The sequence below is a fragment of the Vibrio sp. QJM3NY_15 genome (genome assembly GCF_057785995.1).
Window position 1 is genome coordinate 3,097,471 of sequence record NZ_CM173517.1, and the last position, 22,428, is coordinate 3,119,898.

Consider the following 22,428-nt stretch of genomic DNA (forward strand, 5'->3'; position numbering starts at 1 on the left):
TTCTCCTTAGAAAAAACCGAAGTAGATAGCAGCAAGTAAGCTGTAGCGAGCGGCTTTGCCAATCGCTATCAAAATAACGCTAGGGATAAATTTCATTCTCAGCCAACCGGCAGCCAGACACAAAGGATCACCAATGATGGGTAACCAACTGAATAACAGTGTCCAGTAACCATAGCGGATCAGCCAAGCCATAGCCTTATGACCATGCTTTTCAGATTGAGTTCGATTAGGCAACCACAAACCAATCCAATAGTTGGTCAGGCCGCCTAAGGTATTACCAAGTGTCGCCAGAAGAATGATCGATGATGTCGAGAACTGATCTAAGCTCAATGCTGCAACCAGGCTTGCTTCTGAACCGCCGGGCAATAATGTGGCACTCAAGAAGCCACTAATGAAGAGTACCCACAGCGCCGAGTCAGAGAACCACAGCGCTATGTTTTCAAATAGAGAATTAAAAAACTCTAGCACTGCATATCAACCTTCTTGCATTTTAAGTAGTACCTTGCCTCTGGTATGCCCAGTTTCTACCTGTAGATGAGCTGATTGCGCTTCGTCTAATTGGTAGATACCTTGAATTTCTGTTTTGAGTAATCCGACACTGACCATATACAGCATAGTGTCCATTTTCTCTGGGTTTGGCTCAACCAGCATACCTGATGCAGTAAAGCCTAATAATGTTGCTTTTTCGCAGATCAATTCAGCAGATAAAGTTGGGACTGTCACGACTCTTGCGCCATCTTTTAGACACTTCAATGCATCGAGAGCGGTATCTCCACCGACCAAATCAATCAGCACATCGACATCGGATACTCTTTCTGATGCTGGTGCAAATTTATAGTTAATCGCATGAGCGCCTAGCGTTGCTAAGTAATCAAGATTCGCTTCACTACACGTTGTATAAACCTCGGCTTTCGCTGCCACGGCGATTTGAACCGCTAGATGACCAACGCCGCCAGCACCCGCTAAGATGAGTACACGATCGCCCTCTTTCACTTCCGCTTTATTGAGTGCCTGTGCTGCCGTTTGGCTGGCTAATGGTAATGCGGCTGCTGCTTCTAGAGTGACCGAATCGGGAACCATACTTAATGCCGCTTCTGGAACACATACATATTGGCTGTAACCGCCACCTTGCAATGGGAAGCCAATAAAGCCGGCTACGTTATCACCAACAGTAAAACGCTCTGCCTGTTCGCCTAGCGTGACAATTTGTCCTGAAATGTCGTAACCAGGTACCCAAGGAAGATTATCTTTGTTCTGTGCTGCGGCCCAACCAAGGCCAGCTCGGGTTTTGACATCAATCGGATTAATGCCCGAAAAGGAAACTTTGACCAGCACTTCTCCCGCCTTTGGCTTAGGAATAACGTTGGTTTGAATACTTAGGTTTTCGACGCCGCCGAATTGAGTAATCGCAATCTGTTTGTTTTCCATTTCCACATTTCCTTGATTGATAAAAGCCCTAGTGAGCAAACACCCTAATTGATAAAAAGAAAGGGATGCGAAAGCATCCCTTTGACTATAAACCATTTAATAAGGCGAAGTTAACCGCTCATTCGTAAATTGACGACCAATTAACGTAACGATACATGACCCAGCAGTTCATTAGCCGACTAGTGCTAATAGAATACCTGCGGCAACCGCACTACCAAGTACACCTGCCACGTTCGGGCCCATCGCATGCATCAACAAGAAGTTTTGAGGATTTGCCTCAAGACCAACCTTGTTTACAACACGAGCCGCCATAGGAACCGCTGATACACCAGCTGCGCCAATCAGTGGGTTGATGTCTTCTTTAGAGAAGCGATTAAGTAGCTTAGCCATTAATACGCCACCCGCCGTACCGATACTGAACGCCACGGCACCTAAACCTAGAATACCCAGTGTCTCTAAGTTCAAAAACGTATCCGCTTGAAGCTTAGAACCAACACCTAGACCTAGGAAAATAGTTACGACGTTAATCAGTTCGTTTTGAGCTGTTTTTGAAAGGCGATCAACTACACCCGCTTCACGCATTAAGTTACCCAAGCAGAACATACCCACTAAAGGTGTTGCTGAAGGTAGGAACAGAATCGTCATCAGCAGTACAGCAAGCGGGAAAAGGATCTTCTCGGCTTTACCGACGTGACGTAACTGCGCCATCTTAATCTTGCGTTCTTCAGGAGTCGTTAGCGCTTTCATGATTGGCGGCTGAATAATAGGAACCAACGCCATGTAGCTATAAGCCGCTACCGCAATGGCACCTAATAGGTCAGGAGATAACTTACTCGCCAAGAAGATCGCGGTTGGGCCATCGGCACCACCAATAATCGCAATTGACGAAGCATCGGCCATTGAGAATTCCATTCCTGGAACATAGTTCAGCAAGATCGCACCAAATAGCGTTGCGAAGATACCAAACTGAGCCGCAGCCCCTAACCATAACGTTTTAGGGTTAGCAATCAACGCACCGAAGTCCGTCATTGCACCAACACCCATAAAGATCAGCAGTGGGAAAATACCCGTTTCAATACCAATGTAGTAAACGTAGTAAAGCAAACCACCTGGATCAGTAAACCCAGCATTTGGAATGTTTGCTAATACGGCACCAAAACCAATCGGCAGTAGAAGTAACGGTTCAAATCCTTTGCGAATTGCCAAAAACAACAGTAAGCAACCGACCAACATCATACAGATCTGGCCGAACTCAAAGTTAGCAATACCTGTTTCAGACCATAAGGTCATCAATCCTTCCATGGGACTCCCTTACGCTAAGCTTAGTAGTGGAGCGCCTACAGTAACTGCATCGCCTTCTTTAACATTCAACTCTTGAACGATACCACCACGAGCAGCACGAACTTCGGTTTCCATCTTCATCGCTTCCAAGATCAGTAGCACATCACCTTCAGCCACTTCAGCACCCGGCTGAACGATAACTTTGAAGATGTTGCCCGCTAACGGAGCTGGAACGGCTTCTGCATCAGAAGCCGCAGCTGGTGCTGCTTGAGCCGCTTGTGCTGGTTTCGCTGATGGAGATACCGATGTCAGTTCACCTTGAGGGCCAACTTCAACATCATAAACTTGACCATCAACCTTCACGCTGTAGCTTTCAATACCGCCTGCAGCAGGTTGTGGTGCTGCAACAGGAGCTGCCGTTTCTGCAGTTGGTGCAGGTTCAAATGCTTCAGGGTTACGACGGTTCTTAAGGAACTTAAGACCTACTTGTGGGAAGAGTGCGTATGTCAGCACATCATCAACGGTATCTTCAGCGAGTGAAATGCCATCTGATTTCGCTTTTTCTAAAAGGTCAGTCGTTAACGTATCCATTTCAGACTTAAGTAAATCAGCAGGACGACACGTGATTGGCTCAGCACCATCTAATACTTTCGCTTGCAGTTCAGCATCAACCTCAGCAGGCGCTTGACCGTATTCGCCTTTCAGTAGACCCGCAGTTTCTTTAGTGATGCTTTTATAGCGTTCACCGGTTAAGACGTTGATAACTGCTTGAGTACCGACGATTTGAGAAGTAGGTGTTACCAAAGGAATGTAACCCAACTCTTTACGTACGCGCGGGATCTCCTCAAGCACTTCGTCCATACGATCGGCTGCGCCTTGCTCTTTAAGCTGACCTTCCATGTTGGTTAACATGCCGCCAGGAACTTGAGCAATCAAGATGCGAGAATCGACACCTTTTAGCTGACCTTCCCATTTCGCGTACTTTTTACGTACGTCACGGAAGTAAGCCGCGATGGGTTCGATCTGATCAAGCTTAAGATTGGTGTCGCGCTCTGTGCCTTCCAACATAGCAACAACCGTTTCGGTTGGTGTATGGCCGTAAGTACAGCTCATAGAAGAGATTGCGGTGTCTAGAATATCAATACCAGCTTCAACAGCTTTAACGGCTGTAGCGGTTGATAGACCCGTTGTCGCGTGGCTATGCAGCGCTAGAGGTACATCACAAGACGCTTTGATGCGAGTAATTAGCTCTTCCGCTTCATAAGGTTTTAATAAACCTGACATATCTTTGATACATAGTGAATGACAGCCTAGGTCTTCCAAGCGCTTAGCGAGATCAACCCACGTATCTGAGTTGTGTACTGGGCTGGTTGTATAAGACAACGTACCTTGAGCGTGGCCGCCAACATCGATCGTTGCTTTCACTGCCGTTTCAAAGTTACGAACATCATTCATCGCATCAAAAATACGGAATACGTCCATGCCGTTCTTGTGGGCACGTTCAACAAACTTTTCGACTACGTCATCCGCGTAGTGGCGGTAACCTAATAAATTTTGACCACGCAGTAGCATCTGCATTGGTGTGTTTGGCATCGCTTTTTTCAGCTCACGCAAACGCTCCCACGGATCTTCTCCAAGAAAACGAATACACGAATCAAACGTCGCGCCACCCCAAGTCTCTAAAGACCAGTAACCGACTTTATCCAGTTCTGCCGCAATAGGCAGCATATCTTCGATACGCATACGTGTAGCAAATAGTGACTGGTGCGCGTCACGAAGTACCACATCAGTGATAGCTAGTGGTTTAGACATGCTCATAAACTCCTTTTTAATCCTTTAAATGCTACTTAGCAGTAGACGCACGGTATTGGTGAACCGCGGCCGAAATTGCTGCCACTACCTGTGGACTAACAGCAGAAGGGTTTGATTGTGGTTTTTTAATTTTTTTAGGTGCTGCGATCGGTTCAGGTACTTCTTCTGGTACCAGTTTTGACATCAACCGAACGAGGTAAACTAGAATAGTTAGGAAAATAAAGACAACGGACATTCCCGTTATCATTAGAGTTGCTGCATCTCCTAGCAGGCTTCCAATATTAGTCATGTTGCTTCCTTTCTTCGTCATCCTGACATAGGTGCAGGATTTCAGCGAATAGTGATCCCGACCCATGGATTATCTCGATTGGTAAAAGTTTGTCAATTTTGTTTAAGGTTCTGTTACGGATAACGCACACATAAGGTTAATTATTCGCCTATCAGATCACATAAATCTGTCAAATGAGTCATTTTTAGATATTTAAACTGTGACTTAAACGGGGCTTTTCTGGGAAATGATATGAGAAAGGTGGAATAACAAAGAAGCAACCAAGAATTACTTTAAATACAACAAGTTAAAAACACATTAAATTTAACATTGTTGCAACAAACTTATAGCAGACATAAAAAAAGCCTCGTAAAAACGAGGCTTTCTCTAATAAAGTGGTGCGCCCTGGAGGATTCGAACCTCCGACCGCCTGGTTCGTAGCCAGGTACTCTATCCAGCTGAGCTAAGGGCGCAACGGTTTCGATATTGAGCATCAAGTTAAAACTAAACGTTCAAAATCAGGATTAATAAAAACCCTAAATAGTGGTGCGCCCTGGAGGATTCGAACCTCCGACCGCCTGGTTCGTAGCCAGGTACTCTATCCAGCTGAGCTAAGGGCGCAACGGTTTCGATATTGAGCATCAAGTTAAAACTAAACGTTCAACATCAGGATTAATGAAAACCCTAAATAGTGGTGCGCCCTGGAGGATTCGAACCTCCGACCGCCTGGTTCGTAGCCAGGTACTCTATCCAGCTGAGCTAAGGGCGCAACGGTTTCGATATTGAGTATAAAGTTAAAACTAAACATTCAGTATCAGGATTAATGAAAACCCTAAATAGTGGTGCGCCCTGGAGGATTCGAACCTCCGACCGCCTGGTTCGTAGCCAGGTACTCTATCCAGCTGAGCTAAGGGCGCAACGGTTTCGATATTGAGTATAAAGTTAAAACTAAACATTCAATATCAGGATTAATGAAAACCCTAAATAGTGGTGCGCCCTGGAGGATTCGAACCTCCGACCGCCTGGTTCGTAGCCAGGTACTCTATCCAGCTGAGCTAAGGGCGCAACGGTTTCGATATTGAGCATAAAGTAAAACTAAACATTCAACATCAGGATTAATGAAAACCCTAAATAGTGGTGCGCCCTGGAGGATTCGAACCTCCGACCGCCTGGTTCGTAGCCAGGTACTCTATCCAGCTGAGCTAAGGGCGCAACGGTTTCGATATTGAGCTGTTAGTTAAGGCAATAAAGCAGTTAAAACTAAACGTTCAACATCAGGGTTAATGAAAACCCTAAATAGTGGTGCGCCCTGGAGGATTCGAACCTCCGACCGCCTGGTTCGTAGCCAGGTACTCTATCCAGCTGAGCTAAGGGCGCACGGTATCTTCAAGTGAAGAAGTTGTGAAATATATCACATTCTTGTTTCTACGAAACAAAAAAAAGGCCATAGGCCTGTAATGAATGGCGGTGAGGGAGGGATTCGAACCCTCGATGCGGCTACAAACCACATACTCCCTTAGCAGGGGAGCGCCTTCGGCCACTCGGCCACCTCACCTAATTCATTATTCTTATCCATTACTTCTTAACAAAGTAATCTAAAGAATGGTGCGCCCTGGAGGATTCGAACCTCCGACCGCCTGGTTCGTAGCCAGGTACTCTATCCAGCTGAGCTAAGGGCGCACATTGTTACTTCTGTGTTTGCTTGCAAATTCAAACGTGCAAGAAATGGCGGTGAGGGAGGGATTCGAACCCTCGATGCGGCTACAAACCACATACTCCCTTAGCAGGGGAGCGCCTTCGGCCTCTCGGCCACCTCACCGTCTTGCGGAGGCACATATTACGTTTTACCGAAAATATGTCAAACACTTTATTGAAAAAAACCGGACAAAAACATTCAACCGTTTGCAATTTAATCAAAGCGCTTGCAAATTGAACTTATAACATCCAATTAGCGCTTTTTCCCTTAAAAATTAAGGTGAAAGATTGGCAATAATTAACAGCGGAAAACAATTATCTAATTTATCTCGCAGTAAGTGTCACTGCTGTTTGCACCATACTACGGGATGCTCTATTTCACCATAGGGTAAGTCAGTAAAACTTGAACTATGGCAAACAAATATCACGATGCTTCAATAAGAGTTAACTCAGGCGCGTAACTTTTCGATATCAAGCATTCAGCCCTGCATCTAGAACTAAGCCAATTATTGAACTAACCAATCACTAACTTGTGACTTTGCTCTCCCAAGATCAAAAAAGGCTAGCAACAATGCTAGCCCCTCTTCTACGCAAAAGTATTAGTAGTTGCCAGATGCAACGTTACCATTACCTTTTTCAGCTTGAATGCGCATGTAGATCTCTTCACGGTGAACAGATACTTCTTTAGGTGCGTTAACACCAATACGTACTTGGTTACCTTTAACGCCTAATACAGTAACTGTTACTTCATCACCAATCATCAGTGTTTCGCCAACACGGCGAGTCAAAATTAGCATTCTTTGCTCCTTGAGTAATCTCTAAATTTATCTAGCTACGAGAGCATTATCCAACAAAAGTTATATTTTCGTAAACTATCGATTGAGTTTATTTAACCAAAATGCACTTCTTTTTTAAGATAACCCTGTGTTTCACGCGCTACGATGTATGCATTGTGTAATATGTTAGCAGCCATATCGACTTGCGTTGGTGATATCACCAAAGTTAAAGACTGCTGCTGCAATAAGTGATGTTGTACATCAATTTCGCCTTCAGACAACAATCCATGTGAACTGACCACAATTTCTTGTGTTCGGCTTCCTACCACAGTTAACAAACTAACATATTCACTATTACGGATTTTTTCAGCAAAAACTAGTTTTAATTTAGCACTTATGTCCGGTTTGATAATGAGCGCTGCCCGTTCTGTTTCCTCGATCACACTACAGACTTCGATCCCTAACAACTGACAATGCGACATGAGAGATGGTAAATCTTGATTCAAACACTCGATGCGAACCATATCTCTTTCAATAGCTATCCCAGCAATATCATTCAAACAGTCATTACCCGCGATAAGAGTTCCCTCGCCTGCTTCAAAGCTCGAAAGCACTCTCAATGGTACATTGTGTCGCCACGCATGCTGAACACATGGAAGGTGCAAAACCTTAGCGCCTCTGCGAGCCATTTCTTCCATAGAAGGAAAGTCTAAGGTATCTAATTTCTTAGATTGCTTAACGACTCTAGGGTCGCAGGAATATACACCGTCAACATCGGTATATATCTGACACTCTTTCGCTTGAAGCGCGCCCGCTAATGCAACAGCAGTGGTATCTGAACCACCTCGCCCTAAGGTTGTGATATCACCTTTTGCGTTAACGCCTTGAAAACCTGCAACAATGACAATCTGGTCATCATCTAACAGCGCTTTAATAGGAGCGGTATCAATACGCTCAATCGTCGCATTATTATGATTAGAATCGGTGTGTATCTTGGCTTGATAGCCAGTCATCGATGTCGCTTCATAACCCAACTTGTGCAACGTCATCGCTAACAAAGCCATGGAAACTTGTTCTCCAGCTGTTAACAGCACATCCAACTCTCTAGCATTTGGCACGCTATCAACTTGTGAAGCTAAGTTAACTAACCGATTTGTTTCACCTGACATAGCAGAAACGACAACCAGGATCTGGTTCCCTTCATTTTTCGCTTCAATGATTTTTTCTGCTACATGATGGATTCGTTCTATTGAACCCACCGACGTTCCACCAAATTTCTGCACGATAAGAGGCATTTTCACCCTTCCTCACCTTCCCAAGACCAATGTCTATATATGACAAAAAAACACATACTCCGCGTCATGGCGAAGCAATAAAAAATTAACCAAGGAGTCTAACGTTACCATTAGACTTCTTGGTTAATCTCAATCAAACCTTTTTCAGACGTTCTTCCATTAGGCAAAATAAAAGATGCCCAATCAGTTGATTGGGCATCTTTGTATCAATTACTTAAGCTTAAAGACGCTCTTCTAGCCAAATACGTACTGATTTAAGCGCTTCAGGTAGTGCTTCAACGTCTGTACCACCCGCTTGAGCCATATCTGGACGACCGCCGCCTTTACCGCCAACTTGCTCAGCAACCATCTTAACGAGGTCACCGGCTTTTACTTTGCCGATAAGGTCTTTGGTTACGCCAGCAATTAAGCCAACTTTACCGTCTGCTACGTTCGCAATCAGGATGATGCCGCTACCCACTTGGTTTTTAGCATTATCAACCATAGTACGTAGGTTCTTGTTGTCTGCGCCTTCAATTGCAGCAACCAGAACTTTAGTGCCTGAGATGTCTTCCACTTTACCCATGATGTTTACGCCTTCAGCTGCAGCCATCTTTTCTTTAAGTAGTTGGATTTCTTTCTCTAGCGATTTCGCTTTCTTAGCTGATTCAGCCAATTTCTCTTCGTAAGCGTTATTCTGAGCATCAACTGCATCTAGAGCAGCTTCACCCGTTACCGCTTCAATACGACGAACACCCGCAGCAATACCACCTTCAGAAGTGATCTTGAATAGACCAATATCACCCGTGTTGCTCGCGTGGATACCACCACAAAGCTCAGTAGAGAAATCGCCCATAGACAGAACGCGAACTTCATCATCGTACTTCTCGCCAAACAGTGCCATTGCACCTTTTTCTTTCGCTGACTCGATGTCCATGATGTTCGTTTCAATCACATGATTCTTACGAACTTGTGCGTTAACTAGACGCTCTACTTCTTTAATCTGTGCTGGTGTTACCGCTTCAAGGTTAGAGAAGTCAAAACGTAGGTTGTCTGGCTTAACTAAAGAACCTTTCTGAGCAACGTGCTCACCTAGCACTTCGCGCAATGCAGAGTGAAGTAAGTGAGTTGCAGAGTGGTTTAGTGAGATAGCAGCACGACGCTCAGCATCAACGCGCGCTTCTACTTTATCGCCTTGAGCAAATACGCCTTCAACTAGCTCGCCGTGGTGTGCAAATGCATTACCTAGCTTCTGAGTGTCTTGTACTTTGAATAGACCCGACGCAGTGCTTAGCGTACCAGCGTCACCACATTGACCGCCTGACTCAGCGTAGAATGGTGTCTCTTCAAGGATGATGATTGCTTTGTCGCCAGCCGATAGTGAAGATACTTCTTCGCCGTCAACGAATAACGCAGAAATTTCACCCGCACCTTCAGTACCTGTGTAACCACAGAACTCAGTGTTAGTGTCTACTTTGATCGTTGCGTTGTAATCAGTACCAAACTGACCCGCTTCACGTGCACGCTTACGCTGTGCTTCCATCGCCTTCTCAAAACCTTCTTCATCGATAGTAAAGTCGCGTTCACGAGCTACATCGTTAGTAAGGTCAGCTGGGAAACCGTATGTATCGTAAAGTTTGAAGACTGTTTCACCGTCAAGCTCTTTGCCTTCAAGTGCGTCTAATGCGTCGTTAAGGATAACCATGCCACGCTCTAGCGTGCGACCAAAGTTCTCTTCTTCGATGCGAAGTACTTTTTCAACAAGCTCTTGCTGTTTCTTAAGCTCTTCAGCCGCAGAACCCATCACTTCAGCCAGTACACCCACAAGTTTGTGGAAGAACACGCCTTGTGCACCAATCTTGTTACCGTGACGAACTGCACGACGAATAATACGACGTAGAACGTAGCCACGACCTTCGTTTGAAGGCATTACACCATCAGCGATTAGGAATGAACAAGAACGGATGTGGTCAGCAATAACGCGCAGTGATTGGTTAGATAGGTCGTCGTGACCCACCACTTCTGCTGTCGCTTTGATTAGCTTTTGGAATACATCAATTTCGTAGTTAGAGTGAACGCCCTGCATGATTGCAGAGATACGCTCAATACCCATACCAGTATCTACAGCTGGCTTAGGTAGCGGTTCCATAGTGCCGTCAGCGTGACGGTTGAACTGCATGAATACGTTGTTCCAAATCTCGATGAAACGGTCACCATCTTCTTCAGGTGTACCAGGACGGCCGCCCCAGATGTGCTCACCGTGATCGTAGAAGATTTCAGTACATGGACCACAAGGACCGGTGTCACCCATTGTCCAGAAGTTATCAGATTCAAACTTCTTGCCGCCTTCTTTGTCGCCGATGCGAACAATCTTGTCAGCTGGGATGCCCACTTTCTTGTTCCAGATTTCGAATGCTTCGTCATCTGTCTCGTAAACCGTTACTAACAGGCGATCTTTTGGCAGACCGAGTGTTTCAGTCAGGAATTCCCAAGCAAACCCAATCGCTTCTTCTTTGAAGTAATCACCAAAGCTGAAGTTACCTAGCATTTCGAAGAATGTATGGTGACGAGCCGTGAAACCTACGTTTTCAAGGTCATTGTGTTTACCACCCGCACGTACACAACGCTGAGCCGTAGTTGCTCGAGTGTAGGCACGTTTTTCGGCGCCTAAGAAGCAATCTTTGAATTGGTTCATACCTGCGTTAGTAAATAGCAGGGTTGGATCGTTATGTGGAACTAACGATGAACTGTCTACGATTTGGTGTTCTTTGCTCTCAAAGAACTTAAGGAACGCGTTGCGAACCTCATCAGTGCTCATGTACATGCAGCTCTTCCTGAAAATAGTCGAGTTAGAATTTTGCCGTATTGTAGATCATGGTTAAGGCTTCGACTAGTTTTCTTGTAGAAAAGACACCCTTGGGCAGGATTTTAGTTGGAATTCGATAAAATGAAGAATATTCCACTAGCTCAGGCAGAGAACATACAAAGAAAATGGATGAGACAGGAAGAGAGTTGTTCTTAAAGACTAAGGTACACGGAGGGTAAATAACTGCAGTTAACGCTTGGTACAAATGTGATTGAACTCTTCACTATTACTGGATGAATACAAGTAAAGAAAATCACCGTCCAGCTCAATGTCATATTGTATAGTAAACCCTTTATACAAAGACTGATTACGATTAATCATGTCATCAGGGTGTTTATGTCTGAAGTTCACTTCATTGAAAACCATCTCTAGGTGGTTATCATTCAGCGTATATTTCCCCACAAATACAACTTCCGCAGTTTCAACTGCGCCCTGTTGATTCAGGGTTTGAATTCTATCGCTGACAAAAAAATCTTCATCAGAGCTAAATGAATACAGCATAAATTCATTCAATTCAGAGTATTGCGCATACGATGGTGTGACAAATCCCATTTGCTTGAAATTACATGCCCACTGACTCCCTCGCAAAGCGAGTGGAGGCGTGAGCAACACGATGGCGAGAATAATCGCCCCTATCGTTGAAACCGTAACAAAAATGGCTAACTTTACTTTTATCAAGGAAGAACACCGATATCTAATTCAACAATCTAGTTCAATAATCCAATTCACTCGTTGGACATTGTTCTACAAATAACTGAATTATAAGCGTAGACCGAATTGAGCTTGGGTTCTTAAAAACGAAATCAACTTGTTATCGTTGTGCGTAAAATAATGAAACCTTGGTGCCCAAAATTCACCAAGGTTTCAAATCATCATTAAGCCTTTAAAGCTTCAATGATAGCGCTGTAGTTTGGCTCTTCAGTCACTTCAGCAACCAATTCACTGTGTACAACAACATTGTTTGTATCCAGCAAAATAATTGCGCGAGCTGACAAACCAGACAGAGCATGCTCTTCAAATTGAGTACCAAATGCTTTTAATAGCTCTGGGTTCTGAATACTGATAGCTGCTCAACGCCTGTCACTGCTTCTTTCTCCTGGAAGCGAGCAAGTGCGAATGGCAGGTCTGTTGAAACTGTGTAGATATCTACAGAATCTGATTTCAGTTCCGACAACTCAGAGATCGCCTTAGTACTGCTTGAGCATACTGGCGTATCAACACTTGGGAACAAGTAAATCAGTTTAAACTCAGCCGTTTTGTCTGAGATAGTTAACGGAGCTAGCGATACTGTTGTCATCGAAGGTGTTGTCAGTACTTCGCCCTTTTGTGGGAAATCACCCGCTAGTGCAATCTTGTCGCCTAAAAATGTCACTGTGTTCATTATTTCTTCCTTTCAATGTAATTATAATATTGCCGTTCTAGCTGACTGTGTTGCCTTTATCTAAAGACATTCAAATCAAACATGAACATCTTTAATTTATATTTCACTTAGAGATTTAACCTCAAGAGTCAGCGTAAATGTCTGACAATCTTCAAATCCAAATCCAACGCTTAGACAATCTCAATTACTTTTCTAATTGAAGTTAGGATAGGCACGGCATCATCAAAACCAACAGAAAGTGAAAAATCGATCTCTTCATCGATATATTGTTGTGCGACCTTTACTAAGGTCACCTTATCGCCTTGCTCAAGGCTTTTATCAGTGTCGGTAAAAATCTTTATTAAAGACTTAACGACATCCAATTGAAAAGACTCAACGGAGGTCACTTCTTTATACTCTTCCAGCAGCGTCTTCACTAATTCCGAGTTTTTCTGTTTAATTTCGGGCATCCTATTTACCTATAAAACAACGATTAGTAATCGAGCTATCATCAAAACTCGAGGCGGCATAACGTTAGCAACCACCCTTGGCTTCCGCTACAAACCATTGCCAAATAAAAATATAACCAGATAACTAAATGTAATTTTTATATAACCAATGACGTTTTACAGTTACAGACTGGCCTCCTATGCTTAAAGTACCGCCCGCAAAATCCAACATGAAAACGTCATACAAACCCATGAATCACAAAAGTAATATCACTGACCAAATCGTTATCAATAATAAAATGAGGACGATCACACAGACGCTATCTGATACCACGATCAGCGTGCGCCCATTGCCGTTTAAGGTGCTTGTATATCTGTTAGAGCACCAAGGTCAGTGCATATCTCGAGAGGAATTATTTGAAGAGTGTTGGCAGGGTGTATTAGTAACCGACCAGTCCCTGACCAACACCATTAGTTACATTAGAAAGGTCATCAAAAATTTAAACACTGATGAGTTAAAGCTCAAAACAATAAGCAAGAAAGGGTACTCACTTTCAGTCACCCAAAATAAGCAACCTCAAGCATCAAGTGCCCCTCAAACTGAAAACCGAGATGTGTTAGAAGCAATGCCTGAGAACGATATTTTAGGTGATGCATTAGGAGTTGGGGTTGAAGTAGAAGTAGAGAAAAGTGCCTATCACCTACAACAGCCAATCAACGAAGAACAAGTCAATCCAAGGTTCCCTCATCAATTTGCGATAAGTTTATGCGCTCTATGGTTTGGCATCATTCTGGTCGCCTATTACTTTATCCACTACAACAATGAACAAGCGCCATTCCTCAATAAAGAGAACTACCAACCCTATCAATTCGGCAGTGCGACGCTTTATCTCAGTGACGATTCGCAGAAGATATCTTCAACTGAAATGAAGACCTATATAAATGGATTGGAACTGGCACAATGCAATGTGAAAAGTATCTACATTCGAGTGAGTAATTCAGCATACAGAGACAACATTGCTTCGATGTATGCCTTTGTCTTTACCAACAATAGAAAAAGCCAAAACATATTTAAGCAGAAGCTAGATAACATCAATATCTATCACTCCATCATTACACCGTTACTGAACTCTTTTTACTGTAAGGGTAAGCCTCAAAAGTGATTAGGGTTTAGGGGATGGAGAAGTGAAATCGCACGATACAACTCAAGGCTAAATCAGCCCCAACAAAAAAGCCCCACATAAAATATGCGAGGCTTTCTACTCTTTCAAAACGAATGTTTCTTTAAAACACCCGTTCTATAAACGTTAGCTTATAGCTCTTCGTTTTCTTCTTCTTTCTCTGCGCCTTTCTCTTCAAGAACAGCAGGAGTCAGTAGCAATTCACGAAGCTTAGTGTCAAGTTCCAGAGCGATCTCTGGGTTTTCACGTAGGTGCTTACAAGAGTTCGATTTACCTTGGCCGATCTTATCGCCTTTGTAGCTGTACCAAGCGCCCGCTTTCTCTACTAGCTTATTCTTAACACCTAAATCGATAAGCTCACCTTCGCGGTTGAAGCCTTTTCCGTAAAGGATTTGAGTTTCAGCTTGTTTGAATGGTGCAGCAATCTTGTTCTTAACAACCTTGATACGAGTCTCGTTACCAACAACTTCATCACCATCTTTGATTGCACCAGTACGGCGAATATCAAGACGAACAGATGCGTAGAACTTAAGTGCATTACCACCTGTTGTTGTTTCTGGGTTACCGAACATTACACCAATTTTCATACGAATTTGGTTAATGAAGATAGCCATACAGTTAGACTGCTTAAGGTTACCTGTTAGCTTACGCATTGCTTGAGAAAGCATACGTGCTTGAAGACCCATGTGGCTATCGCCCATTTCGCCTTCGATCTCAGCTTTAGGTGTTAGTGCAGCAACCGAGTCAATAACAAGAACATCGATAGCACCTGAACGAGCCAGTGCATCACAAATTTCTAGAGCTTGTTCACCCGTATCTGGTTGAGACACAAGCAAAGCGTCGATATCAACACCAAGCTTTTGAGCGTAGATAGGGTCAAGTGCGTGTTCCGCATCAACGAATGCACACGTTTTGCCCACTTTTTGCGCCGCTGCAATAAGCTCAAGCGTTAGCGTTGTTTTACCTGATGATTCTGGACCGTAAACTTCAACGATACGCCCCATCGGTAGGCCACCAGCACCTAGTGCGATATCTAGAGATAGAGAGCCTGTAGAAATAGTTTCTACGTCCATTGTACGGTTATCACCAAGACGCATGATCGAACCTTTACCAAATTGCTTTTCAATCTGACCAAGGGCTGCGGCTAACGCTTTTTGTTTATTCTCGTCCATTTCTATCTCCACATAATCGGTTGTCTCAACAAGCGACTTAGAATCTATTTCTAACCCACAAAGGGGTGACTAATTGGCTTTTATTATACTGTTGATTCATACAGTGTCTATACCTGTATGAAAATAATTTGTACAAATGTTACTTGTCTTCCATTGATAAGTAATCATAAATAACTTGCAGGGCATGATGCGTGGCTTGTTGGCGTACTTGTGATCTATCGCCTGTAAAAACATGCGTTCCTACTTTGTTCCATCCATTTGCAGCCTTCCAAGCAAAACACACCGTCCCTACCGGCTTATCTTCCGTGCCACCGCCAGGTCCAGCAATGCCGCTGATCGATACAGAAATAGTACCTTTTGAATGTTGCAGTGCCCCGTGAGCCATTTCTATAACCACCGGCTCACTCACGGCACCAAATTCAACTAAGGTTTCAAGCTGAACACCAATCATCTCTTGTTTTGCTTCATTACTGTAGGTCACGAAAGCACGGTCAAACCAAGCCGAGCTACCAGCAATATCGGTTACCGCGCTAGCAACGCCACCGCCAGTGCAAGATTCAGCCGTCACCAATACATGTTTATGTTTCGCAAGTAAGTGTCCGAGTTTTTCACTAAGAGCTTGAGTCGTCTGCATCTTTGGCTTCCCTTATCTAGATGTATATCATTTGGATTTGCATCTTTTCGCATGTGTCGCTTTTCGCACGAAACGCTTTCACGTATCCTAAGCCGCAATAGAAATAAACGAAAGAAGTTAACTGTGAAAGCCGATCAAAAACATACTCCTATGATGCAGCAGTACCTAAAACTAAAAGCAGAAAATCCAGAAATTTTGCTGTTCTACCGCATGGGAGATTTCTACGAGCTTTTCTACGATGATGCTAAAAAAGCCTCTCAACTCCTCGATATTTCGCTAACCAAGCGAGGCTCTTCAAACGGTGAGCCTATTCCTATGGCTGGCGTTCCATACCACGCCGTTGAAGGTTACCTTGCGAAGTTAGTGCAGTTGGGCGAGTCCGTAGCAATTTGTGAGCAGATTGGTAATCCAGCAACTTCAAAGGGCCCGGTTGATCGCGCTGTCGTAAGAATTGTGACTCCGGGAACCGTAACCGACGAAGCACTACTTTCTGAGCGTGTTGATAACCTGATTGCCTCCATTTACCACCACAATGGTAAATTTGGCTACGCGACACTTGATATTACTTCTGGCCGATTCCAGCTATGTGAGCCGGAAACCGAAGAAGCGATGGCGGCAGAGCTACAAAGAACGTCACCACGTGAGCTGCTATTCCCTGAAGATTTCGAACCCGTGAATTTGATGGCAAGCCGTAATGGTAATCGCCGTCGCCCAGTATGGGAATTTGAATTAGATACAGCGAAGCAGCAACTCAATCAACAATTTGGTACTCGTGACCTAGTTGGTTTTGGCGTTGAAACAGCCAAGCTTGGTTTGTGTGCTGCGGGCTGTTTGATTCAATATGTAAAAGACACACAACGTACCGCTCTTCCTCATATCCGTTCTTTGACGATGGATAAACAAGATCACTCAGTGATCCTTGATGCGGCTACTCGCCGTAATTTGGAGATCACCCAAAATCTTAGTGGCGGCACAGACAACACCCTAGCCGAAGTACTCGATCATACTGCGACTGCTATGGGTAGTCGTATGCTTAAGCGTTGGTTACATCAACCCATGCGTAATATTTCAGCTCTTGATCAACGCCTAGATGCGATTGGTGAGATGAAAGATCTGGCTCTGTTTACTGAGTTACAACCAACGCTGAAACAGATCGGTGATATCGAGCGTATTCTTGCGCGTCTTGCACTTCGTTCTGCTCGTCCACGTGATATGGCACGACTCCGCCAAGCAATGGAATACTTACCAGAGCTTGCAGAAACGCTGACGCAACTTAAGCACCCATACCTGACTCAGCTTGCTCAGTATGCATCTCCTGTCGATGAAGTGTCAGAGCTGCTTGAGCGTGCGATAAAAGAGAACCCTCCGGTGGTGATCCGCGATGGTGGCGTGATAGCTGAAGGCTACAACGCAGAACTCGATGAATGGCGCGACCTTGCTGCGGGTGCAACCGAGTTTCTGGATAAGCTTGAGCAAGAAGAGCGTGAACGTCACGGTATCGACACGCTTAAAGTTGGCTACAACAACGTACACGGTTTCTTCATTCAAGTTAGCCGCGGACAAAGCCATCTTGTGCCACCACACTATGTTCGCCGTCAAACACTGAAAAATGCAGAACGCTATATTATTCCTGAGCTGAAAGAGCACGAAGACAAAGTTCTCAGCTCTAAATCGAAAGCCCTAGCTATCGAGAAGAAGTTGTGGGATGAGTTGTTTGATTTGTTACTGCCTTATCTAGAGCGACTACAAAACATTGCTTCTTCAGTGTCTCAACTGGATGTTCTACAAAACTTAGCTGAGCGTGCAGACACCCTTGATTACTGTCGTCCAACCATGACTGAGTCAGCTGGCGTACAAATTCAGGCGGGTCGTCACCCCGTTGTTGAACAAGTAATGGACGAACCGTTTATTGCTAACCCTATCGACCTCAATGATCAACGTAAGATGCTGATCATCACAGGTCCAAACATGGGTGGTAAGTCGACCTACATGCGCCAGACCGCACTCATTGCGCTGATGGCTCATATCGGTTGTTATGTTCCAGCAGAAAGCGCGACGATTGGTTCTATCGACCGTATCTTTACTCGTATTGGCGCATCCGATGATTTGGCTTCAGGTCGTTCAACCTTCATGGTTGAGATGACAGAGACCGCGAACATTCTGCACAACGCGACACCAAATAGCCTTGTGTTAATGGATGAAATCGGTCGTGGTACCAGTACTTACGATGGTCTGTCTCTGGCTTGGGCAAGTGCGGAATGGCTAGCCAATCAAATCAATGCGATGACACTATTTGCAACGCACTACTTTGAGCTAACTGAGCTACCAAACCAAATACCAACCTTAGCGAACGTACACTTAGATGCGGTTGAACATGGCGACAGCATTGCCTTTATGCACGCAGTTCAAGAAGGTGCAGCAAGTAAATCTTACGGCCTTGCGGTTGCAGGATTGGCTGGCGTACCTAAAGCGGTGATCAAAAACGCACGTGCGAAGCTGACTCAGCTAGAAGCATTGAGTATCGACTCTCCGACATCAAAGCCAAGTGGCGTTGATATCGCGAACCAGCTGAGCCTGATACCTGAACCAAGTGAAGTAGAACAAGCACTGGCGAATGTTGATCCAGATGATCTGACACCTCGCCAAGCATTAGAAGAACTCTACCGTTTGAAGAAGTTGCTTTAGTCTCTTTCCAAGTAGGTTGTTATTGTCGTTTTGTACTGTCACTTGAGTCGGTAGCATCAAATACAAAAGCCATAAACAAAAAAACGCTGACTTAAAGTCAGCGTTTTTATTTGTCTTCTATTCAAAGAAACATCATCAGTTCATTTAGTCGTTTTCTACGTTGAACAGATTTTCCATATTCAAGCCTTGTTTGATTAGAATCTCACGTAAACGACGAAGACCTTCAACTTGGATTTGGCGAACACGTTCACGAGTTAGGCTAATTTCACGGCCTACTTCTTCTAGTGTTGATGGTTCATAGCCAAGTAATCCAAAGCGACGCGCAAGCACCTCTTTCTGCTTAGGATTCAGCTCATCAAGCCAGAAAATCAACGAGTTTTTAATATCGCTATCTTGAGTTGAAACCTCAGGATCTGAGTTATTGATGTCCGGAATAATATCCAGTAGCGCTTTCTCACCATCACCACCAATTGGCGTATCAACAGAGCTCACTCTTTCGTTTAGACGAAGCATCTTACTCACATCACCGACAGGCTTATCTAGCTTAGAAGCAATTTCTTCTGCCGTTGGTTCGTGGTCAAGTTTTTGTGATAACTCTCGTGCCGTACGCAGGTAGATATTCAGCTCTTTCACAACATGAATTGGCAAACGGATAGTGCGAGTCTGATTCATTAGCGCACGTTCAATGGTTTGACGAATCCACCATGTCGCGTAAGTTGAGAAACGGAAGCCACGCTCTGGATCAAACTTCTCTACGGCGCGAATCAAGCCTAGGTTGCCTTCTTCAATAAGATCGAGAAGTGCAAGACCACGGTTGCTATAACGACGAGAAATTTTTACCACCAAACGCAGGTTACTTTCGATCATGCGTTTACGTGCTGCTTCATCACCGCGTAGAGCTCGACGTGCATAAAGCACTTCTTCTTCAGCGGTTAATAGTGGTGAGAAACCGATTTCGCCTAAGTAGAGTTGAGTAGCATCTAAACTTTTAGATGTAACTTCAGTCTCTTCTTTCGTTTCGGCTTTCTTTTTGACTGTTCGTTTTGCTTTTCCAAGAGCTTCCGTTTCGTGGTTGCTTGGTTAAGATCGAACTCTTCTTTGGTTACTGCATTGCTTATACTCATAACGCCTCCCCCTGGCGAAATTAGCATGACATTACAACTTCATATGTCGCTAAATGACTGTGTCACTCCATACAATACGTAATTTTGCATACTGTATTTAAGGTAAATATCGTTTTGGATTAACGGATTTACCTTGGTAACGAATCTCAAAGTGCAGCCTAACACTGCTGGCTCCAGAGCTTCCCATTGTTGCAATCTTCTGCCCTGGTTTCACACTTTGCCCTTCAGAAACTAATAGTCGGTCGTTATGCGCGTATGCACTTAAGTAATTATCATTGTGCTTCACAATCACTAGATTGCCGTAGCCTCGTAGTGCATTACCCGAATAAACAACCGTTCCCCCTGCAGTAGATACTATTGGCTGACCTCGCTGTCCTGCTATGTCTATGCCTTTATTTCCTTGTTCGCCTACAGAGAAATTCTTGATTACTCTCCCTTTAGTTGGCCATAACCATTTGGATACTTTATCACTTGTTGGTTTGGTGGACGGTGTAACATTCTGTTTACCTTTAGACCCAACATACTCCTTTGATTTGGATTGTTCAACCTTCTTTGGTGGATCTTTTTTCACCGGTTTGGCGGAAGTTTGCGCCGGCTTAGAATTAGAGTTTTTACTCTTTACCGGCGTACTTTTAGGCTTACTGCTCGCAGACGCAGTCGTGGCCGCGGCTGCAGGAGCAACCACAGCTGCTGCAACGACCGTTGATTTACCATACGCTGGCGCGCTATAGCTAGGACGCCATAACTTAAGCTTCTGTCCGGGATGAATAGTGTAAGGTGCTGCGAGGTTGTTATAACTCACAAGGTCTTTAACGTCTTTATTGGTGACATAAGCAATGAAATAAAGGGTATCGCCTTTTTTGACTTCATAGTAACTGCCACGATAACTACCACGATCGATCGATGAGTAATTTTTGTTTAGGCTAGAAACTGGCGCAGGCGAGTTAGCCGCACACCCAACAAGTGCACAGCTAAGTAACAAAGTACTTCCTTTAAAAACCTTCGAACGCATCGACTCTCTATCCACCTACACCATTAGTCTTGTTATTAAGCTAGCTCACCAGGAACAAGAGGTACAAACCTTACCATTTCAATCACGCTGGATAAGAACTCATCACCATGACGAACAATTTTCAGCAACTGTTGCTCATCATCACCAACAGGAATCAACAAGCGACCACCATCTTTTAGCTGCTGCAAGAGTGCTTGAGGAATCGACTCCGCTGCTGCTGTTACAATAATGGCATCAAAAGGCGCCTTTGCTGCCCAGCCTTGCCAACCATCACCATGTTTGGTTGATATGTTGTAGAAATCGAGCTGTTTGAGACGACGTTTAGCATCCCATTGCAATGATTTAATTCTTTCAACCGAATAAACATGATCAACCAGTTGAGCCAAGACCGCCGTTTGATAGCCAGAACCCGTGCCGATTTCTAAAACACGGCTATTTTGCTGTAATTCTAGCAACTCTGTCATCTTCGCGACAATGTACGGCTGAGAAATCGTCTGGCCCTGTCCGATAGGAAGCGCATTATTATCATAGGCTTGATGATACATCGCCTGTGATAAAAAGCTCTCTCTCGGCAATTGATAAATAGCATCAAGAACCTTTTGATCCTGAATACCATTTTCAATCAGAAAAGTAATTAAGCGCTCTGCTTGAGGATTACTCACTTACTTCTCCCCTAACCATGTTGTCATCGCACCTAGCGACTCATGCGCTGTCAGGTCAACTTGTAATGGTGTTACTGACACAAAGCCATGCTCGATAGCGTAAAAGTCGGTACCTTCACCGGCATCTTGTTCTTTACCTGGAGGACCAAGCCAATAAATATCATGACCACGTGGATCTTTTTGCTTAATCATATCTTCAGCATGATGACGAGCACCTAGGCGAGTCACCTGAGTGCCAGACAACTGTTCTAAAGCTAAATCAGGGATATTGACGTTTAACAGGCGATTGGTTGGGATTGGGTTTGCTAAATGTTGTTCGACGATACGACGAGCAATGGCCGCCGCTGTCTTAAAATGTTTTTTACCCACCAGAGAAAACGCCACCGATTGAACGCCTAAAAAGTGCCCTTCCATGGCTGCTGCCACAGTGCCTGAATAAAGCACATCATCACCTAGGTTAGCACCGTGATTAATACCCGTTAATACCAGATCGGGCATATCATTTTTTAGCAGTTCATTTAACGCAAAGTGCACACAGTCGGTCGGTGTTCCTTGTACCGAATATGTATCTTCGGTAATTTCTTGAACACGTAAAGGCTGTTCTAAAGTTAATGAATTTGAAGCACCCGAGCGATTACGGTCAGGTGCCACAATGATAATTTCAGCAAGATCACGTAATTCATTGGCCAGCTCATGAATACCTTGAGCATGCACACCATCATCGTTGCTGAGTAAAATCTTCATCTTGT

General features: G+C 44.3%; 19 protein-coding genes, 10 tRNA genes and 1 pseudogene. 2 read left to right on the forward strand and 28 right to left on the reverse strand.

The genetic code is table 11. The features are described 5' to 3' along the window. Positions 1-6: 6 nt before the first annotated feature. The 22 genes from AC3CKG_RS13710 to AC3CKG_RS13815 all read right to left on the reverse strand — a co-directional run bounded on the left by AC3CKG_RS13710 (position 7) and on the right by AC3CKG_RS13815 (position 13,230). On the reverse strand, positions 7-468 hold the full coding sequence (locus AC3CKG_RS13710) for a YqaA family protein (RefSeq protein ID WP_488528487.1): 462 nt from the start codon (positions 466-468) through the stop codon (positions 7-9). Between the two features lie 6 nt (positions 469-474). After that, complete coding sequence (locus AC3CKG_RS13715) at positions 475-1,428, reverse strand: NADP-dependent oxidoreductase (protein ID WP_488528488.1); 954 nt, start codon at positions 1,426-1,428, stop codon at positions 475-477. Positions 1,429-1,599: 171 nt separating this feature from the next. Continuing rightward, a complete protein-coding gene (locus AC3CKG_RS13720) occupies positions 1,600-2,730 on the reverse strand; it encodes a sodium ion-translocating decarboxylase subunit beta (RefSeq protein ID WP_004735495.1) in 1,131 nt (376 codons plus the stop codon). Positions 2,731-2,739: 9 nt separating this feature from the next. After that, complete coding sequence (gene oadA / locus AC3CKG_RS13725) at positions 2,740-4,521, reverse strand: sodium-extruding oxaloacetate decarboxylase subunit alpha (RefSeq protein WP_102441797.1); 1,782 nt, start codon at positions 4,519-4,521, stop codon at positions 2,740-2,742. 31 nt (positions 4,522-4,552) lie between these two features. Beyond that, positions 4,553-4,810: an oxaloacetate decarboxylase subunit gamma gene (locus AC3CKG_RS13730; protein WP_488528489.1), complete on the reverse strand. Its 258-nt coding sequence runs from the start codon at positions 4,808-4,810 to the stop codon at positions 4,553-4,555. Positions 4,811-5,185: 375 nt separating this feature from the next. Further along, a tRNA-Arg gene (locus AC3CKG_RS13735) sits at positions 5,186-5,262 on the reverse strand. 71 nt (positions 5,263-5,333) lie between these two features. Continuing rightward, a tRNA-Arg gene (locus AC3CKG_RS13740) sits at positions 5,334-5,410 on the reverse strand. Between the two features lie 71 nt (positions 5,411-5,481). Then, a tRNA-Arg gene (locus AC3CKG_RS13745) sits at positions 5,482-5,558 on the reverse strand. A gap of 71 nt (positions 5,559-5,629) precedes the next feature. Further along, a tRNA-Arg gene (locus tag AC3CKG_RS13750) sits at positions 5,630-5,706 on the reverse strand. A 71-nt stretch (positions 5,707-5,777) separates the two neighbouring features. Beyond that, positions 5,778-5,854: transfer RNA gene (locus AC3CKG_RS13755), tRNA-Arg, on the reverse strand. Positions 5,855-5,924: 70 nt separating this feature from the next. Continuing rightward, positions 5,925-6,001 (reverse strand) — tRNA-Arg (locus AC3CKG_RS13760). Positions 6,002-6,089: 88 nt separating this feature from the next. Further along, positions 6,090-6,166: transfer RNA gene (locus AC3CKG_RS13765), tRNA-Arg, on the reverse strand. 85 nt (positions 6,167-6,251) lie between these two features. After that, positions 6,252-6,344: transfer RNA gene (locus AC3CKG_RS13770), tRNA-Ser, on the reverse strand. 48 nt (positions 6,345-6,392) lie between these two features. Then, positions 6,393-6,469, reverse strand: a tRNA-Arg gene (locus tag AC3CKG_RS13775). Positions 6,470-6,515: 46 nt separating this feature from the next. Continuing rightward, positions 6,516-6,608, reverse strand: a tRNA-Ser gene (locus AC3CKG_RS13780). A gap of 475 nt (positions 6,609-7,083) precedes the next feature. Further along, complete coding sequence (gene csrA, locus AC3CKG_RS13785; protein WP_004415691.1) at positions 7,084-7,281, reverse strand: carbon storage regulator CsrA; 198 nt, start codon at positions 7,279-7,281, stop codon at positions 7,084-7,086. A 92-nt stretch (positions 7,282-7,373) separates the two neighbouring features. Beyond that, positions 7,374-8,555, reverse strand: a complete 1,182-nt coding sequence (locus AC3CKG_RS13790; RefSeq protein ID WP_102327133.1) for an aspartate kinase — start codon at positions 8,553-8,555, stop codon at positions 7,374-7,376. Positions 8,556-8,775: 220 nt separating this feature from the next. Then, complete coding sequence (gene alaS, locus AC3CKG_RS13795; RefSeq protein WP_488528490.1) at positions 8,776-11,358, reverse strand: alanine--tRNA ligase; 2,583 nt, start codon at positions 11,356-11,358, stop codon at positions 8,776-8,778. 231 nt (positions 11,359-11,589) lie between these two features. After that, positions 11,590-12,078: a hypothetical protein gene (locus tag AC3CKG_RS13800; RefSeq protein ID WP_102279351.1), complete on the reverse strand. Its 489-nt coding sequence runs from the start codon at positions 12,076-12,078 to the stop codon at positions 11,590-11,592. Between the two features lie 197 nt (positions 12,079-12,275). After that, a complete protein-coding gene (locus AC3CKG_RS13805; protein WP_488528491.1) occupies positions 12,276-12,395 on the reverse strand; it encodes a hypothetical protein in 120 nt (39 codons plus the stop codon). Between the two features lie 41 nt (positions 12,396-12,436). Next, positions 12,437-12,781 carry a redoxin family protein gene (locus AC3CKG_RS13810; RefSeq protein WP_488528492.1) on the reverse strand — a complete coding sequence of 115 codons (345 nt, stop codon included), beginning with the start codon at positions 12,779-12,781 and terminating at the stop codon, positions 12,437-12,439. A 170-nt stretch (positions 12,782-12,951) separates the two neighbouring features. Next, positions 12,952-13,230, reverse strand: coding sequence for a hypothetical protein (locus AC3CKG_RS13815; RefSeq protein ID WP_488528493.1), 279 nt, complete (start codon positions 13,228-13,230; stop codon positions 12,952-12,954). Between the two features lie 230 nt (positions 13,231-13,460). Between AC3CKG_RS13815 and AC3CKG_RS13820 the strand changes: the two genes are divergently transcribed. Next, entirely contained in the window at positions 13,461-14,372 is a 912-nt protein-coding gene (locus tag AC3CKG_RS13820) for a winged helix-turn-helix domain-containing protein (protein ID WP_488528494.1), read from the forward strand. Positions 14,373-14,521: 149 nt separating this feature from the next. Here AC3CKG_RS13820 and recA read toward each other — a convergent pair whose 3' ends face one another. Both recA and pncC read right to left on the reverse strand, forming a co-directional pair. Then, positions 14,522-15,562 carry a recombinase RecA gene (gene recA / locus AC3CKG_RS13825; RefSeq protein ID WP_029223240.1) on the reverse strand — a complete coding sequence of 347 codons (1,041 nt, stop codon included), beginning with the start codon at positions 15,560-15,562 and terminating at the stop codon, positions 14,522-14,524. 139 nt (positions 15,563-15,701) lie between these two features. Continuing rightward, positions 15,702-16,196, reverse strand: a complete 495-nt coding sequence (pncC, locus tag AC3CKG_RS13830; RefSeq protein ID WP_488528495.1) for a nicotinamide-nucleotide amidase — start codon at positions 16,194-16,196, stop codon at positions 15,702-15,704. A gap of 123 nt (positions 16,197-16,319) precedes the next feature. On the opposite strand from pncC, the gene mutS reads away from it, so the two are divergent. Beyond that, complete coding sequence (gene mutS, locus AC3CKG_RS13835; RefSeq protein WP_065110788.1) at positions 16,320-18,881, forward strand: DNA mismatch repair protein MutS; 2,562 nt, start codon at positions 16,320-16,322, stop codon at positions 18,879-18,881. Between the two features lie 144 nt (positions 18,882-19,025). Here mutS and rpoS read toward each other — a convergent pair. The 4 genes and pseudogenes from rpoS to surE all read right to left on the reverse strand — a co-directional run bounded on the left by rpoS (position 19,026) and on the right by surE (position 22,423). After that, positions 19,026-20,005: pseudogene (gene rpoS, locus AC3CKG_RS13840) on the reverse strand (RNA polymerase sigma factor RpoS). A gap of 97 nt (positions 20,006-20,102) precedes the next feature. Further along, positions 20,103-21,017, reverse strand: a complete 915-nt coding sequence (gene nlpD, locus AC3CKG_RS13845; protein WP_029223237.1) for a murein hydrolase activator NlpD — start codon at positions 21,015-21,017, stop codon at positions 20,103-20,105. Positions 21,018-21,052: 35 nt separating this feature from the next. Next, entirely contained in the window at positions 21,053-21,679 is a 627-nt protein-coding gene (locus tag AC3CKG_RS13850) for a protein-L-isoaspartate(D-aspartate) O-methyltransferase (RefSeq protein WP_017108696.1), read from the reverse strand. After that, complete coding sequence (gene surE, locus AC3CKG_RS13855) at positions 21,680-22,423, reverse strand: 5'/3'-nucleotidase SurE (protein ID WP_029223236.1); 744 nt, start codon at positions 22,421-22,423, stop codon at positions 21,680-21,682. Positions 22,424-22,428 lie beyond the last annotated feature (5 nt).

Bases quoted from the DNA above. Each gene is read 5' to 3' on its own strand.
- AC3CKG_RS13715 (WP_488528488.1), bottom strand. From the start codon at position 1,428: ATGGAAAACAAACAGATTGCGATTACTCAATTCGGCGGCGTCGAAAAC.
- AC3CKG_RS13720 (WP_004735495.1), bottom strand. From the start codon at position 2,730: ATGGAAGGATTGATGACCTTATGGTCTGAAACAGGTATTGCTAACTTT.
- oadA (WP_102441797.1), bottom strand. From the start codon at position 4,521: ATGTCTAAACCACTAGCTATCACTGATGTGGTACTTCGTGACGCGCAC.
- AC3CKG_RS13730 (WP_488528489.1), bottom strand. From the start codon at position 4,810: ATGACTAATATTGGAAGCCTGCTAGGAGATGCAGCAACTCTAATGATA.
- csrA (WP_004415691.1), bottom strand. From the start codon at position 7,281: ATGCTAATTTTGACTCGCCGTGTTGGCGAAACACTGATGATTGGTGAT.
- AC3CKG_RS13790 (WP_102327133.1), bottom strand. From the start codon at position 8,555: ATGCCTCTTATCGTGCAGAAATTTGGTGGAACGTCGGTGGGTTCAATA.
- alaS (WP_488528490.1), bottom strand. From the start codon at position 11,358: ATGTACATGAGCACTGATGAGGTTCGCAACGCGTTCCTTAAGTTCTTT.
- AC3CKG_RS13810 (WP_488528492.1), bottom strand. From the start codon at position 12,781: ATGAACACAGTGACATTTTTAGGCGACAAGATTGCACTAGCGGGTGAT.
- AC3CKG_RS13815 (WP_488528493.1), bottom strand. From the start codon at position 13,230: ATGCCCGAAATTAAACAGAAAAACTCGGAATTAGTGAAGACGCTGCTG.
- AC3CKG_RS13820 (WP_488528494.1), top strand. From the start codon at position 13,461: ATGAATCACAAAAGTAATATCACTGACCAAATCGTTATCAATAATAAA.
- recA (WP_029223240.1), bottom strand. From the start codon at position 15,562: ATGGACGAGAATAAACAAAAAGCGTTAGCCGCAGCCCTTGGTCAGATT.
- pncC (WP_488528495.1), bottom strand. From the start codon at position 16,196: ATGCAGACGACTCAAGCTCTTAGTGAAAAACTCGGACACTTACTTGCG.
- nlpD (WP_029223237.1), bottom strand. From the start codon at position 21,017: ATGCGTTCGAAGGTTTTTAAAGGAAGTACTTTGTTACTTAGCTGTGCA.
- surE (WP_029223236.1), bottom strand. From the start codon at position 22,423: ATGAAGATTTTACTCAGCAACGATGATGGTGTGCATGCTCAAGGTATT.